Genomic DNA, 15,458 nt, shown 5'->3' on the forward strand with positions numbered 1-15,458 from the left:
GTGCTGATCCAATTCCTTGCCGTCGTGACGGGGTATCCCTCCCGTTTGTCCCGCAAGGAAAGGTCATCACCCCCGTGAAGAAGCCCACCACCACCAAGTCCCGCTGGCTTCCTGCCGCGGCGCTCGCGCTCACCGCGACACTGCTGGCCGCGTGCGGCGGCGGCTCGAGCGACGTCGCGGGCGGTGACGGACAAGGCCCGGCCGACACCACGCTGACCCTGGTCGCGTACGCCGTTCCGGAGCCCGGCTGGAGCAAGATCATCCCGGCGTTCGCCGCCACCCCCGAGGGCAAGGGCGTCGCGGTGACGACGTCATACGGCGCGTCCGGTGATCAGTCCCGCGGCGTCGTCGACGGCAAGCCTGCCGACATCGTGAACTTCTCGGTCGAGCCCGACGTCAGCCGCCTGGTCAAGGCGGGCAAGGTCGCCGAGGACTGGAACAAGGACACCACCAAGGGCATCCCGTTCGGTTCGGTGGTGTCGCTCGTGGTGCGCAAGGGCAATCCGAAGAACATCAAGGACTGGGACGACCTGCTCCAGCCGGGGCTCGAGGTCGTCAGCCCTAGCCCGCTGAGCTCGGGTTCGGCCAAGTGGAACCTGCTCGCGCCGTACGCGGCCAAGAGCGACGGCGGCAAGAACGCCCAGGGCGGGCTCGATTTCGTCAGCAAGCTGGTGTCCGAGCACATCAAGACGCGACCCGGATCGGGCCGCGAGGCCACCGACCTGTTTCTGCAGGGCACCGGTGACGTGCTGATCAGCTACGAGAACGAGGCCATCAACATCGAGCGCCAAGGCAAGGACGTCGAGCACGTCAATCCGCCCCAGACGTTCAAGATCGAGAACCCCGTCGCGGTGGTCAGCAGCAGTGCGCACCTCGAGCAGACCAACGCGCTGAAGAATTTCCTCTACACCAAGGAGGGGCAGAAGCTGTGGGCCGAGGCCGGCTTCCGCCCGGTCGACCCGGCGGTCGCCGCGGACTTCTCCACTGACTTCCCGACGCCAGAGAAGCTGTGGACCATCGATGACCTCGGTGGATGGAAGACCGTCGATCCCGCGTTGTTCGACAAGGAGAACGGCACCATCACCAAGATCTACAAGGCGGCAACTGGATGACGACGGCAGTCGACCCCAATCCGGAGGCAGTCCGGCCCGAAGTCACCGGTGACGGTGCCTCGGGCGGGCCGCGCCGCAAGGTCGGCAACGCGTTCGGCACGACGGGCCTGCGCGTAGGCGCGGCGACGTTGTGGCTGTCCGTCATCGTGCTGCTGCCGCTGGCGGCGATCCTCTGGCAGGCCGCCGGCGGAGGGTGGTCGGCGTTCTGGAGCGCGGTGACGTCCAACGCGGCGCTGGAGTCGTTCCGGGTCACGGTGACCGTGTCGATCGGTGTGACGGCGATCAATATCGTCTTCGGCCTACTGGTCGCCTGGGTGCTGACGCGCGACGACTTCCCAGGCAAGCGGCTGGTCGATGCCGTGATCGACCTTCCGTTCGCCTTGCCGACCATCGTCGCGAGTCTGGTGATGCTGGCCCTCTACGGGCCGAAAAGTCCTGTCGGACTTCACCTTCAGCACACCCAGTGGGGCATCGGCGTCGCGCTGCTGTTCGTGACGTTGCCGTTCGTGGTGCGGTCGGTTCAGCCGGTGCTGCTGGAGCTCGACCGCGATGTCGAGGAGGCCGCGGCGTCGCTCGGCGCCAGCAACTTCACCATTCTCCGGTTCATCATCCTGCCCGCGTTGCTGCCGTCCCTGTTGTCCGGCGCGGGACTAGCCTTCTCGCGCGCGATCGGCGAGTTCGGCTCGGTGGTGCTCATCGGTGGCGCCGTCCCCGGAGAGACCGAGGTGTCCTCCCAGTGGATCCGGACGCTCATCGAGAACGACGACCGAACCGGCGCGGCGGCGATCTCCATCGTGCTGCTGGTCGTCTCGTTCGTGGTGCTGTTCATCCTCCGCGCGGTCGGCTCGCGCGCCGCCAAGCGTGAGGAGTTGGCCCAGTGAACCTTTCGCCGCTCGTCCGGAACCTCTTGCGCTACACCGCGCTGGCATACGTCACAGTGCTGGTGATCGTCCCCGTCGGCGTGATTCTGTGGCGCACGTTCGAGCCCGGAATCGGGGCGTTCTTCACGTCGATCGGTACGCCCGCGGCCATCTCCGCGCTGCAACTGTCGCTGCTCGTGGTGGCCATCGTCGTGCCACTCAATGTCGTCTTCGGCATCCCGACCGCACTGGTGTTGGCGCGCAACCGGTTTCGCGGCAAGAGCGCGCTACAGGCCGTCATCGACCTGCCATTCGCCGTCTCGCCGGTGGTCGTCGGCGTCGCCCTGATCCTGCTGTGGGGGTCTGCGGGCGCGCTTGGCTTCGTCGAGAACGACCTGGGTCTGAAGATCATCTTCAGCTTCCCCGGCATCGTGCTGGCCTCCATCTTCGTGACCGTGCCGTTCGTGATCCGCGAGGTCGAGCCCGTGCTCCACGAACTCGGCACCGACCAGGAGGAGGCCGCCTCGACCCTGGGGGCGTCCTGGTGGCAGACGTTCTGGAAGATCACGCTGCCGTCCATTCGGTGGGGCCTCACCTACGGCATCGTGCTGACGGTCGCCCGCACCCTTGGCGAGTTCGGTGCCGTCATCATGGTGTCGTCGAACCTGCCAGGAACCTCGCAGACATTGACCCTGCTGGTGGCCGACCGCTACAACCGCGGCCAGGAATACGGCGCCTACTCCATCGCGACGCTGCTGATGGCCGTCGCCGTATTCGTGCTCATCGCCCAAGTGATCCTCGACGCGCGACGCGCTCGAGCGGCAAAATAGCTCCCGAAGGACAGGACTCTCCGCTCATGACCAATGCGATCACCGTGCGAGGCGCCAACAAGCGCTATGGCGACTTCGTCGCCCTCGACAACATCGACTTCGACGTGCCCGAGGGTTCACTGACCGCGCTGCTCGGTCCCAGCGGCTCCGGAAAGTCCACCCTGTTGCGCGCCATCGCCGGGCTCGATCAGCCCGACACCGGCACCATCACCATCAAGGGTGACGATGTCACTGGTGTGCCGCCGCAACGCCGGGGCATCGGCTTCGTGTTTCAGCACTACGCCGCGTTCAAGCACCTCACCGTGCGCGACAACGTGGCGTTCGGACTGAAGATCCGCAAGAAGCCCAAGGCAGAGGTCAAGGAAAAGGTCGACAACCTCCTCGAGATCGTCGGGCTGGCGGGTTTCCAGACCCGCTACCCGAATCAGCTGTCCGGCGGGCAGCGCCAGCGCATGGCGCTCGCCCGAGCACTCGCCGTCGATCCGCAGGTGTTGCTGCTCGACGAACCCTTCGGGGCGCTCGATGCGAAGGTGCGCGAGGACCTGCGGGCGTGGTTGCGCAGGCTGCACGACGAGGTGCACGTGACCACCGTGCTGGTCACGCACGATCAGGCAGAGGCGCTCGACGTCGCCGATCGCATCGCGGTGCTCAACAAGGGGCGCATCGAACAGGTGGGGTCGCCCACCGAGGTGTATGACAGCCCGGCCAACGGGTTCGTGATGTCGTTCCTCGGCGCGGTGTCGTCGCTGAACGGAACCTTGGTGCGGCCGCACGACATCCGCGTCGGCCGCAACCCCGACATGGCGATCGCGCAGGCCGACGGCAGCGTGTCGTCGACAGGTGTCGTCCGCGCGACCATCGACCGAATCGTCGTGCTGGGCTTCGAGGTTCGCGTCGAGCTGACCAGTGCCGCAGACAACACGCCCTTCACCGCACAGATCACCCGCGGCGACGCGGAAGCGCTGGGACTGGGGGAGGGTGACACCGTCTACGTGCGGGCCACCCGGGTGCCGCCGATCCCGGGGAGCCTCGAAATTCCCGTGACCGACGAGGCCGAGCAGCTGACGAAGGCCTGACGTCCCCGTTTCACCCGGCGACCAGGTTGGGTGGTCGGCCACCGCGTGCGAACACGTCGATCTGACGCAGCGCCACAGCCCACGCTCGTTCCCAGGCGCCGACGGTGCTCCCCGCCACGTGCGGGGTCAACAGGAGCCCAGGCGCCGACCACAACGGATGCTCGTTGGGTAGCGGCTCTGGATCGGTGACGTCGAGCGCGGCGCGGAGCCGACCCGATGTCAGCTCCGCGAGCAGGGCCTGGGTGTCGACCGTGCCGCCCCGGCCCGCGTTGACGACCACCGCACCGTCGCGCAGCTTGGCGAGGAACTCGGCGTCGATGAGGTGGTGGGTCGACTCGTCCCCGGGCAACATGGCGACCACGACGTCGGCGCTTGGCAGTAGCCCGTCGATGTCGGTCAGTGCACGAACTCCCGGCCTAGCCCGTCGCCCGACCAATGTCACTTCGGTCTCGAACGGTGTGAGTCGGGCGGCGACATTGACCGCGAGGTCGCCCGCGCCGAGCACGATCACTCGCTTGCCGATCAGCGTGTCGGTGTCCTTCGGCCGCCAGACCCCCTCCGATTGGTGCTCGGCGAACGTCTCGAGCTCGCGGTAGATGGCGAGCAGTGCGGCCACCACCCACTCGGCCGACGAGCCGCCGTGCGCGCTGCGCCCGTTGGACAGCATGACGCCGCGAGGCACCAGTGGGAGCCACTGCTCGTAGCCGGCGTTGAGGGTCTGCACGAGACGCAGGCGCGGCAGCTCGCCGAACCGCGCCCCGGTGGCCGGAGCGTCCTCGTACCCGACGACCACCACCGTCGCGTCGACGTGCTCGCTCGGCCATGGCTTACCAGGCTCGTAGGGGATTGCGTCAACATTCGACGGGGTGGGCATTCGTTCGAGGCCGAGGCCCCGGGGGATGAGCACTTTCAGCGGCGGCGTCCCCGCGTCCCAGGTTTCCATCTCATCCTCTCGTCGCTTCGTCAAAACGAACGACGGTTGCCCACTTGTTATTTCGTCGCAGCCGACGACGAGGAAACCCGAAGGTTCAGCGAGAGCGCAACCTCGGTTGGAGTCGACCGCGCCGGTAAGACCTTCTCATGGCCAACCCCCGGACATGAGTTCAGCGCGGCGGATCACCCCGCCAGCTGAAGCTGTTGACGTACTTGGCCATGTCCAGCGCGAGGAAGAAGTTGGTGCCCGACGGGTGCCCGGAACCGAAGTCTGGGCTGAATTCGTGATACGGCCCGGCCGCCGCCGCGACGAGCGCGAAGTCGTTCTTCACGGCGACCATCACCAGGATGCGCAGCCGGTCGTCGTCGCCGATGGAGTCGGCCGGGTAGAAGTCGGCGACCACGCCGTAGCCCAACTGATAGCCGACGAGCGCATTGGGCAGCTCGTAGTCGGTCGTGGCGTCGGGGTAGGTGCTTTGGACGAGGTCGTCGGCGATCTGTCGCGGTGTTCGTCCGGCCGCGGGTTCGCCAAACAGGCGCAGCGTGCCGCCGTCCCCGACGAGCAGCTCGGCCACGACGCCGTTCGGCTCGAACGTCGCCTCGTACGACGTGCCCTCGCCGGGGTAGGCCACCGAGAACTCACCGGTGTCGGGCGTGAATCGGGGGTACGTCGCGACGGGCTTGCTGATCGGCGGGCGTCCGCAGTCCGGCGGGCAGACGTAGTTCGGCTTGGGCGGCGTCAGCCACAGGGACAGCCCGACCGCGACGGCCACCACCACCGCTGAAACGCCGCCAAGGATCAGGAGCAGCCGCGCGGGGGGCGTGGACCGCGACGTCCGCGACGCCGCGTCGTCGGGGGTGTCCGCGAGCGCCGTCGCCTTCAGCACGATCCGCAGCGCGAACAACGCCAGCACTGCCGTCAACGCGTACAACCCCAACTGGACGTAGCGCGAAGGCGCGCCGAGGTCGATCACCCCGAGCCCCAGAAAGAGCAGAACGCCGCCGACGACCGACGGGGTTGGGGAACTCGGCGAGTACCAGCGGTAGGTGCGACCGGTGTCGGTGCGCTGGGTGCACCACAGCGTCGCGCCAACCGCACCCGCAACCGCAGCCGCCACTAGCGGTATCGCCAGGCCCTGGATGACGGCCGCGACCACCAGGCCGGCCGCGGAGCGGTCGTCGTCGGCCACGGTCCCACCGGCGAACTGCGGTGCCAACCGGGTCAGGGTGCCCGCGGCCGTGAAGCAGTATCCGGCAAGGGATCCGATCGTGAATCCGTCGAAGGACTCGCGTACCCCGGAGGCACGCCGCAGTCTCGCCAGCACTACGGGGGCGAGCATCAGGATCACGAACCCGAGCGGGATCGCCAGCCCCGTCACCAGGAGCCGGACCGGACTCACCGGGATGCCGAGTGCGGCGTCGTCGGCGCGTGCGACGGCCGCGTCGGTTCCGAGTGCCCACCCCACGCCGAGTCCGACGGACAGCGTCGCCGTGACCAGCAACACCGAGCGTGACACCTCGTCGACCGCATTGCTCTCGTAGAGGTAGGCGAGGAATAGCAGCGGCATCCCCAAGGAGACGAGGCCGACGAGCGGAGCTTGCCACCGCATCGCCGCGGCCACGGTGATCAGCACGACCAGGCCGATCACCGCCACGCGAAAAGCCGTGCGGGAGCGCCTCGGCAGCCGTGGGAAGACCGTACTCGTGAGCGACGGGCCGTCCGTGCTCACCGCGGCGCCACCCGCTTTTGGACGTCCAGGAAGTCCTTCACTAACGCGTCGACGTTGGGGCTCCCGAGTCCGGTGACGAGGTCGTAGCCGGGGGTCGAGACGTCGACTGCGTTGCCGCCGAGGCTCACGTCACGGAATCCCGGTGAGTTCGCGCCCGCGGCCACCCGGTAGAGCAGTGGGTTGATGTTGCCGAGTGCGTGGCCGCCGTTGGCGAGCAGCCACTGGTTCATCACCGCCGTCAGGGCCGCCCAGATCGGCGCGGACTGCGAGGTGCCTGCGCCGACGAAGTCCTGTCCGTCGAATCGGATTCTCACCCCCGTGAGCGGGTCGGCGGTGGCGGAGACGTCGGGCGTCAGCCGGCGCATGTCGGAGTCGCGAGCCGCGGAGACCCGCTGCTGCCATGCGGGGCGGGGGAACAACTTGGACACCCCGCCGCTGGTGCCTTGGGATAGCGGCGAGTCGACCCAGGCCTGCTCGGCCTGCCATCGGCCCTGCTCGTCGGTCGACAACGACGTCCCGCCGACCGACGTCATCGCGGGCAACGATGCGACGGCGTCCAGCCCGATGTCGTCCGGTCCCGGCGGGGCCGACCAGTTGGCGCCGCCCTTGCATTCCAGTCCGCCGGTGTCTCCGCTGGCATCGAACGCCGACGTCCCGTGTGACTGAGCGCGTTCCAAGGCGGACTGCACGGGCTTGAGGTCGGTGGCGGTGACCAACGCGTCGCACCCCCAGCCGATGGACAGACTCCACACCGCGCCGGGGAACTGCCGGTCGACCGAGTCGAACATCTCGCCGATCTGTTCGTACGTGCGACCGCCCTCGAGGGTGGGCCGAGCGTTCACGACGACCATCCGCGCATCGGGCGCGATCGCGTGCGCGACCTCGATGTCCATCGTCGCCTCGCCGTGCGGTTCACCGGGCTGGCCGCCGACGAGGATCGGCTTGAGCGGTGGCAGCCCCGACAGCTCGGCGAAGTCATCGAGATCGGCCTGGTCGTAGCCGTCGAACTCGTAGAACACGATGGTCTGGCCCTTGCCGGTGAAACCAGCTGCCGCAAGGGGATTCGCGTTGTACGCGGTCAGTAGGGCGTTCGGCGACAACCCTTGCGGCGGAACGTCGAGCGGAGGCATTGCCGGCTGTGCCCGCCGGTGCGGGGTGTACCCGAGGATGCGCCCGAGGTCGCTGACCGTCGCGCGGATCGGCTGCGGGACTCGGGGCTGCTCGGCCGATGCGTAGAACACCTGCCCGCCCAGGCCGCGGTAGTCGTGCACCGGCACGTCGAACGCCCTGGCGACGTCGCGGGCAGCGCCCTCGACGATCGCCCAGTCCTCGCCGGGCCGCCATCGCACGGCAAGCCCTTCGCCGGCGGCCCACCGCATCAACGGCTCGGGTCGCTTCGCATCGTGAAGTGCCGCGGTGAGCTGCGCGTGCGCAATGCGTGACGACCCGAGATCCGTCGAGCTGGCAAGCAACAACGCGTACGGGCCGGCGATGTTCGTCGCATCGCTGTGCTGAGTATTAGCTGGGTGTGCCGAGCCGAGCATCACGGCCGCGGCCGCCAGCAACGCCGTCATCCAACACCCGAGTAGCCGCCGCAACGGCCGGTGCGTATGCATCAATGAACTCCACAGCAGCCGAACCGGCGCGTCATACCGCCGCGGCGGTCAGGGTAGTCGGACGCACCTCCCGCAGAGTGGCGATACGAGTGCCCTCTGCGGGAGGAGCGGTGGACCGTCAGCTGGGGCGGTGACTTCCGTCCGACCGGTGGTTGCCTGGTTCCTGCGTAGGAGCAGGCGGCGCCTTCACCGGCGGCGAGAAGCTGTTGCCTCCACCCGGGGTGATGTTCTTCTCCGTTGGCGAAGGGGCTGCCGACGACGAGGGAGGTGTCGTCGAGCTCGATGGGGCCGGTGTTTCGCTGCCACTACAGCCGGCAGTCAACGCGCCCATCGCGATGATCGCGCTTCCGCCGGCAACGAGTGCAAGTCGACGCGCAAAGCGACCTGAGGTCATGTTCCTTGTGTCCTATCTAGTCCGTGATTACCCGTTGGGGTTTGCGGACGGTCGGGTGATAATCGTTAGCGTCAATATTCTGCCCCAGTTTTAGCAAACTATGGTCCAAATCATGAGAACTGGATCGAAAGTTCACAGAACAGGTCGGAAAAGGATAAACGCCCGCATGTGGTCAAGATTGCGTTAACGGTGTTTTTCGTGGTGGGCGCCACGCCATCAGCTAGCTACTTCTCGAGCCCACGGAACCGGGCGCGAGCAGGCGTAGCGGGATGTGCAGGGAGTTCGCTCGATGCCTAGGTGTGATGTCCTAGGCGGCGAGCCGTCCCGCGCGCTGCTCGTCGAAGCGGTCCAGTAGTGCGGCCGCCACCAGGTTGTGCGCGCCGAGCGGCTGCGCAGTCGGAATGCCCAGTTCGGCCGCCGTTTTCGCCACGCGGTCGGTGATGGTGCCGGGCGCCAGGAACCATGGGGCCACGACGAGTGCGCGAGCACCCCGACGGCGAAGTCGCTTGGCCGCCTCGGCGACGGTCGGATGCGGTCCGGTGGCGAATGCCACTTCGGCGCCCGCCCACTGTGCGCCGACACTCAGCGCGCTGGCCACCCTTGCGGTTCGGGCGTTCGCGGAGTCGCTCGACGAACCGACGGCCGCCACGATGACCCCGAGGTCGCGGTCACCCGGCGACACGCCGGCTTCGGCGAGCCGCTGCGCGAGCACCGCGAGCAGCGCGGGATCCTCGCCGAGCACGTCGGCTTGCCGAACGCGGGCGCCCGAAGCCTCGATCATCGAGGGAATGTCGACCCCGGCGTGATAGGCGTCGGCCAACAACATCGGCACCACGATCGCGGAGCCGCTGCGGGCGGCGACGTCGGCCAGCACGTCGGACAGGCCGGGTTCGGACCGCTCGAGGAATGCCGTTCGGACGTCGAGCCACGGACGCAGCCGCCGGATCCGACCGGCGAACGCACTAGCCACTGCGGCCGAGCGCGGATCGACGCTGCCGTGCGCCGTCAGGATCAGTGCGTCGGTCACGACGCGTGGAGCCCGCATTCCGTCTTGGACTGACCTGCCCAGCGACCGCTGCGCGGATCGGCCCCCTCGATCGGCTTCGCCGTGCACGGGGCGCAACCGATCGACGGGTAGCCCTCGTCGACGAGCGGGTTCACCAGGATGTCGTTTTCCTCGATGTAGGCCGCCATCTCGTCGTCGGACCACGCGGCGATCGGGTTGATCTTCACCAGTCCGAAGGCCTTGTCGAAGCTGATCAGCGGGGCGTTCGCCCGCGTGGGCGCCTCGACGCGCCGGATGCCCGTCACCCAGGCCGAATAGCCATTGAGCGCCTTGCCCAACGGCTGGACCTTGCGCATGTTGCAGCACTCGGCGGCATCTCGCTCGAACAGGTTCTTGCCGAACAGCTTGTCCTGCTCGGCGACGCTGTGCTTCGGAGTGACGTTGACGACGTTGACCCCGTACACCGCCTCGACGGCGTCACGCGTGCCGATGGTCTCGGCGAAGTGGTAGCCGGTGTCGAGGAACAGCACGTCCACGCCAGGGCGCACCTTGGCGGCCATCGAGACCAACGCCCCGTCCTGCATGTTGGAGGCGACCACGTAGTTCCCGCCGAAGTTCTCGTCGGTCCAGCGCAGCAGTTCCTCGGCCGACGCGTGCTCCAGTTCCGCCGCGCCACGTTCGGCCAGCTCGACCAGAGCCTCCTCGGTCATCATGTCCGTCACCTCAAGTCCGCCTCGTCTGCTCGCAACGCCCAGTTAGCGAAACGCTCGCCGTCCTCGCGTTGTTTCACGAAGTTGCGAACCACCCGCTCGATGTAGTCCCCGAGCTCGCCCGACGTCACCTTGTGTTGGCGCAGTTTGCGGCCGAAACCGCTGTCCAAACCGAGGCTGCCGCCCAGGTGAACTTGGAAGCCCTCGACCGGGCCGTCGCCGTCGTCGACCATCTGGCCCTTGAAGCCGATGTCGGCGATCTGGATGCGGGCGCACGAGTTCGGGCAGCCGTTGACGTGGACGGTGACCGGTACGTCGAGCTGCGCGTTGATGTCCTCGAGCCGCCGCTCGAGGTCGGGCACCAAGGTCTGCGACCGCTTGCGGGTCTCTGCGAACGAAAGCTTGCAGAACTCGATGCCCGTGCACGCCATCAGGTTTCGCCGCCAGTGCGACGGCGTCGAGGGCAAGCCGAGCGCGTTGAGCCCGTCGCGAAGCTCGGCGAGCTTGTCGTCGGGCACGTCGAGCACGACCAGCTTCTGGTACGGCGTGAACCGGATGCGATCCGAGCCAACCGCCTCGGCGAGGTCGGCGACCTTGGTCAGGATCGTGCCGGACACGCGGCCCGCGATCGGGGCGACGCCGACGGCGTTGAGTCCGTTCTTCAGCTTCTGGACGCCGACGTGGTCGATGGGCCTGACCACGGGTGTGGGCGCTGGCCCGTCGATCAGCGTGCGCTTCAGGTATTCGGTCTCGAGAACTTGCCGAAACTTTTCGATGCCCCAGTCCTTGATCAGGAACTTGAGCCGCGCCTTCGCACGCAGCCTGCGGTAGCCGTAGTCGCGGAACACGCTGACCACGCCCTCCCAGACGTCGGGCACCTCCTCGATGGGCACCCAGGCGCCGACCCGCTGGCCAAGCATGGGGTTGGTGGACAACCCGCCGCCGACCCACAGGTCGAAGCCGGGACCGTGCTCGGGGTGGTTGACCCCGATGAACGCGACGTCGTTGACCTCGTGCACCACGTCCTGCAGGCCCGAGATCGCAGTCTTGAACTTGCGCGGCAGGTTGGAGTACTCGGGCTTGCCGATGTAGCGCTTGACGATCTCGTTGATCGCCGGGGTGCCGTCGATGACCTCGTCGAGCGACTCGCCGGCCAGCGGCGAGCCGAGCACGATGCGCGGGCAGTCACCGCACGCCTCGGTGGTCTGCAGCCCGACCTCGTCGAGCCGTTTCCAGATCTCGGGCATGTCCTCGACGCGGATCCAGTGGTACTGGATGTTCTGCCGGTCGGAGATGTCGGCGGTGTCGCGCGCGAACTCGGTGGAGATGCCGCCGAGGGTGCGCAGCGCCGCCGCGGTCAGCGCGCCGCCGTCGCAGCGCACGCGCAGCATGAAGAACTCGTCCTCGAGCATGTCGGTGTTGTCGTCACCGGTCCAGGTGCCGTCATAGCCAGGTTTGCGCTGCGTGTAGAGCCCCCACCAGCGGAAACGGCCACGAAGGTCGCCCTTGTCGATGCTTTCGAAGCCGTTCTTGGCGTAGGTGTTCTCGATCCGAGCCCGCACGTTGAGCGGGTTGTCGTCCTTCTTGGACTGCTCGTTCGGGTTGAGCGGCTCGCGGTATCCGAGCGCCCACTGGCCCTCGCCCTTGGGTCGCTTGACGGGCTTGGGCTTGGATTCGGCCTGGGTCATTGGTTGGCCCCTTAAGGGAGGAGCCGGCTTTGGGGTCGCGCGCTATCACCGGTGGCTGTCCGGCGGCGCAGATCCGGCGGCCAGCTGAAAGTACAGGTGGGCAGGTCTACGACATCAAGGCAGACAGCAACAGGTACAGACCCGCATGAAGTCGACGTGCCGCCGCGCCACGAGCGATACGCGGCTGGTGGAGCTGGGGGCGGCGGTCACGTCGCCCATTGTGCCACGGACACCCGCACCGGCCCTAACCGGGACAAACTTGCGCTCAGCGTGAGTAAAACCGCATCTGGGACACTCGTGGGGTGACGATTCGGGCCGAGCCTGCGGTATTGCCGCAGCTGCGCAGTGCGCCAGGCCGGCCGTTCGGCATCTACGTCCACGTGCCGTTCTGCGCGACGCGGTGCGGGTATTGCGACTTCAACACCTATACGCCCGCCGAGCTCGGGGGCGCCAACCCCGACGGCTGGCTCGCCGCGCTGCTGCTGGAGTTGGCCGAGGCGGCCGCGACGCTCGGTGAGCGGCGGCCCGAGGTGAGCACCGTGTTCGTCGGCGGGGGAACGCCGTCGCTGCTCGGCGGAGCTGGGCTCGCCGCGGTGCTCGACGGGATCAGAGCGCACTTCACGCTGGCCGACGACGCCGAGGTCACCACTGAGGCCAACCCCGAGTCGACGTCGCCGCGGCTGTTCGCCGAGCTGCGCGCCGCGGGCTTCACTCGCATCTCGCTGGGCATGCAGTCGGTTGCACCTCGCGTGCTGGCCACGCTCGACCGGGTGCATTCGCCAGGGCGGCCGCTCACCGCCGCCGCCGAGGCCCTGGCCGAGGGCTTTGCACACGTCAACCTCGACCTCATCTACGGGACACCGGGGGAGACGGACGACGACTTGCGCCGCTCGGTCGACGCTGCGATCGAGGCTGGAGTGGACCACGTGTCCGCCTACGCACTGGTGATCGAGGACGGCACGGCGCTGGCGCGCCGGGTACGGCGGGGCGAACTCGCGGCACCGGACAACGACGTGCTCGCGCACCGCTACGAGTTGCTCGACGCGCGGCTGTCACAGGCCGGCTTCGACTGGTACGAGGTGTCCAACTGGAGCAGGCCCGGCGGGGAGTGCCGACACAACCTCGGCTACTGGGACGGCGGCGAGTGGTGGGGCGCGGGGCCAGGCGCCCACGGCTACGTCGGCGATACCAGATGGTGGAACCTCAAGCACCCCAACGCATATGCGCAATCGCTGGCGGCGGGTCGACTACCCGTTGGCGACTTCGAGGTGCTCGACGACGGCACGCGACACGTCGAGGACGTCATGCTGCGGCTGCGGCTGCGCTGGGGGTTGCCGCTGTCCTCGCTCGGTGCGGCCGAGGTGCGGCGCGCGGACGTCGCGGTCGCCGACGGGCTCGTCGAGCAGCGCGCCGACAATCTGGTGCTGACCGATCGGGGTCGGCTGCTCGCCGACGCCGTCGTACGCGACCTGCTCGACTGAAGACGCCCCCGGAAGGCCGGCCGACGGTGATCGGGGTAACTCCGACGTAGCCTGCCCAGGGCTTAGTAGGTTAGGCTAAATTAACTTGCTGTGACGCAGACGAGCATCGAGACCAGCCCCGAGGACGCCGCGTCGATCGCCCTCGCGCTGCCCGCGGGTGTGACGCCAGCCGATCTGATCGCCGAAATCGTCAATGCGCTGCCGGAGCAGGACGACGAGGAATACCTGGTCTACGAGCGTGACGGCGAATGGACGTTGGCGAGCGGCGTCCGCGCGGCCATCGAACTCGACAGCGATGAACTCCGGCTCGTCGCGGGTGAAGTCGTGCAGCGTCAGCCCTGGACCGGCACCCCCGGTCCGGTGCTCGGCGAGGCCGTCGACCGGCTGCTGCTCGCCACCGACCACCTCTACGGCTGGGTGGCGTTCGAATTCGGCGCGTACCGATTCGGGCTGCAGGATCGACTGCCGGCCGGCACACCGCTGGCGCGCATCTTCCAGCCACACACGCAACTCGTCGTCACGGCAACCGAGGTTCGTCTCGGCGACGCGGACACCCGTTACACACGGGTGGTGAAACGGCTTCTCGCCGAGGGGGTTCCCGTAGCGGCGGCCCCAAGACCGGTCGACGTCGGCGACGACCATGCGGGCTACCGAACGCGGGTCGCCGCCGCCATCGCCGAGATCGTGTCTGGCAGCTACCAGAAGGTCATCCTGTCTCGGAAGTTCGACGTGCCCTTCGCGCTGGACTTCCCCGCCACCTATCGCGTCGGTCGGCGACACAACACGCCTGCGCGGTCATTCCTGTTGCGGGCAGGCGGAATTCGGGCTCTGGGATACAGTCCCGAGTTGGTCGCCGCGGTGCACGGTGATGGCACGGTGGTGACCGAACCCTTGGCGGGCACCCGGGCCTTCGGCCGCGGCAGCGACCACGACCTCGCTGCGCGTGACGATTTGGAATCGGACTCCAAGGAGATCGTGGAACACGCCATCTCGGTGCGCAGTTCGCTGAAGGAGATCGCCGAGGTTGCCGAGCCCGGTACCGCGGTGGTCACCGACTTCATGACCGTGCGCGAGCGCGGAAGCGTGCAGCATCTCGGCTCGACGGTGGGTGGCCAGCTGAGCGCCTCGATGAACCGGATGGACGCGCTCGAGGCGTTGTTCCCGGCGGTCACCGCGTCGGGCATCCCCAAGGCCGAGAGCGTGGACGCGATCCTGCGGTTGGACGAGTGCCCGCGTGGGTTGTATTCCGGTGCGGTGGTGACGTTCTCGGCCGACGGCGGGATGGATGCCGCGCTGGCGTTGCGCGCCGCCTACGAGCACGACGGGCAGACCTGGCTACGCGCCGGCGCGGGCATCATCGCGGCGTCGACGCCCGAGCGCGAGTTCGAAGAGACCTGCGAGAAGCTCACGACGCTGGCACCCCATCTGGTGCCACGGGGTTAGTCCGGCCAGCGCGACTTCAGCGGCTCAGGCGTCCAGGCCGGCCAGGTGGGCGAGCCGACGACGACTCCGCCGCTCATCTGGGCCACGATCCGCGGGCCCTCCCGGCGGGAGTTGTCATACACCGTCGCGGTGTCGGATTGGGTGATGGCCGTCGCGACCAACGTCCAAAGGCGTTGGTACCGCGCCCGAATCTTGTGCTCCGGCACGTCATGACCGCCCGCCAGCACCCGACGCTTGACGCGCTCGACGGCGAGCTCCTCGGGTATCAACACGACGTGCAGTACCACCGTGTACCCGGCGGCATGGGCAGTGCGGATCAGCTCGAGCTTGGACGGATGCGAGAACACCGTCTCGGCGATGAACGAGCGGCCCAGCTCGATGAGTCTGGACCGCGTCTCGGCAGCGACCTGCGAGGCGTCGTAGGCATGTGACACGGGGTCATCGGGCCAGCGTTGCCTGGCGATCTCGTCGGCATTGACGAACACACCGCGGGGCAGCAGCGGCGCGAGCGTCAGCGCGACGAACGTCGACTTTCCGGCGCCGTTTGGCCCGACGACGAGGTCAGCGCGCTTCACCGTC

At 68.0% G+C, this 15,458-nt stretch carries 13 protein-coding genes; 6 read left to right on the forward strand and 7 right to left on the reverse strand.

Going from position 1 to position 15,458, the window contains the following annotated elements; all coding sequences use genetic code 11:
* The first annotated feature begins 74 nt into the window (after positions 1-74).
* Genes SLQ33_RS00375 through SLQ33_RS00390 form a run of 4 tightly spaced genes read left to right on the forward strand, consistent with a single transcriptional unit; the run spans position 75 to position 3,878 of the window.
* Complete coding sequence (locus SLQ33_RS00375; RefSeq protein WP_413467535.1) at positions 75-1,112, forward strand: sulfate ABC transporter substrate-binding protein; 1,038 nt, start codon at positions 75-77, stop codon at positions 1,110-1,112.
* Positions 1,109-1,993: a sulfate ABC transporter permease subunit CysT gene (gene cysT / locus SLQ33_RS00380; RefSeq protein WP_319451802.1), complete on the forward strand. Its 885-nt coding sequence runs from the start codon at positions 1,109-1,111 to the stop codon at positions 1,991-1,993. The genes SLQ33_RS00375 and cysT overlap by 4 nt, the downstream gene beginning before the upstream one ends.
* Positions 1,990-2,802: a sulfate ABC transporter permease subunit CysW gene (gene cysW, locus SLQ33_RS00385; RefSeq protein WP_319451803.1), complete on the forward strand. Its 813-nt coding sequence runs from the start codon at positions 1,990-1,992 to the stop codon at positions 2,800-2,802. The genes cysT and cysW overlap by 4 nt, the downstream gene beginning before the upstream one ends.
* A gap of 26 nt (positions 2,803-2,828) precedes the next feature.
* The gene (locus tag SLQ33_RS00390) at positions 2,829-3,878 is read left to right on the forward strand and encodes a sulfate/molybdate ABC transporter ATP-binding protein (protein ID WP_319451804.1); all 1,050 of its coding nucleotides are present in this window, start codon (positions 2,829-2,831) and stop codon (positions 3,876-3,878) included.
* Positions 3,879-3,888: 10 nt separating this feature from the next.
* Here the strand turns inward: SLQ33_RS00390 and SLQ33_RS00395 are convergent, their stop codons facing one another.
* From SLQ33_RS00395 to SLQ33_RS00420, 6 genes are all read right to left on the reverse strand, one after another.
* Complete coding sequence (locus tag SLQ33_RS00395) at positions 3,889-4,821, reverse strand: 2-hydroxyacid dehydrogenase (RefSeq protein ID WP_319451805.1); 933 nt, start codon at positions 4,819-4,821, stop codon at positions 3,889-3,891.
* Positions 4,822-4,981: 160 nt separating this feature from the next.
* On the reverse strand, positions 4,982-6,466 hold the full coding sequence (locus tag SLQ33_RS00400) for a zinc ribbon domain-containing protein (RefSeq protein WP_319451806.1): 1,485 nt from the start codon (positions 6,464-6,466) through the stop codon (positions 4,982-4,984).
* A 71-nt stretch (positions 6,467-6,537) separates the two neighbouring features.
* Positions 6,538-8,115: a peptidase S53 gene (locus SLQ33_RS00405; protein WP_413467536.1), complete on the reverse strand. Its 1,578-nt coding sequence runs from the start codon at positions 8,113-8,115 to the stop codon at positions 6,538-6,540.
* Between the two features lie 743 nt (positions 8,116-8,858).
* Entirely contained in the window at positions 8,859-9,596 is a 738-nt protein-coding gene (locus tag SLQ33_RS00410) for a sirohydrochlorin chelatase (protein WP_319451807.1), read from the reverse strand.
* Positions 9,575-10,270 (reverse strand): phosphoadenylyl-sulfate reductase, encoded by a 696-nt coding sequence (locus SLQ33_RS00415; RefSeq protein WP_413467537.1) that lies wholly within the window; start codon positions 10,268-10,270, stop codon positions 9,575-9,577. The genes SLQ33_RS00410 and SLQ33_RS00415 overlap by 22 nt, the downstream gene beginning before the upstream one ends.
* A gap of 5 nt (positions 10,271-10,275) precedes the next feature.
* Positions 10,276-11,955 (reverse strand): nitrite/sulfite reductase, encoded by a 1,680-nt coding sequence (locus SLQ33_RS00420; RefSeq protein WP_319451809.1) that lies wholly within the window; start codon positions 11,953-11,955, stop codon positions 10,276-10,278.
* Positions 11,956-12,257: 302 nt separating this feature from the next.
* Between SLQ33_RS00420 and hemW the strand changes: the two genes are divergently transcribed.
* Positions 12,258-13,436, forward strand: a complete 1,179-nt coding sequence (gene hemW / locus SLQ33_RS00425) for a radical SAM family heme chaperone HemW (RefSeq protein WP_319451810.1) — start codon at positions 12,258-12,260, stop codon at positions 13,434-13,436.
* A gap of 90 nt (positions 13,437-13,526) precedes the next feature.
* Positions 13,527-14,879 carry a salicylate synthase gene (locus SLQ33_RS00430; RefSeq protein ID WP_319451811.1) on the forward strand — a complete coding sequence of 451 codons (1,353 nt, stop codon included), beginning with the start codon at positions 13,527-13,529 and terminating at the stop codon, positions 14,877-14,879.
* On the opposite strand, the gene SLQ33_RS00435 is transcribed toward SLQ33_RS00430, so the two are convergent.
* Entirely contained in the window at positions 14,876-15,454 is a 579-nt protein-coding gene (locus SLQ33_RS00435; RefSeq protein ID WP_319451812.1) for a zeta toxin family protein, read from the reverse strand. The genes SLQ33_RS00430 and SLQ33_RS00435 overlap by 4 nt on opposite strands.
* Positions 15,455-15,458: the final 4 nt, after the last annotated feature.

Origin of the sequence: Mycobacterium sp. RTGN6, assembly GCF_033804605.1 — a bacterium.
Lineage (GTDB): Bacteria > Actinomycetota > Actinomycetes > Mycobacteriales > Mycobacteriaceae > Mycobacterium.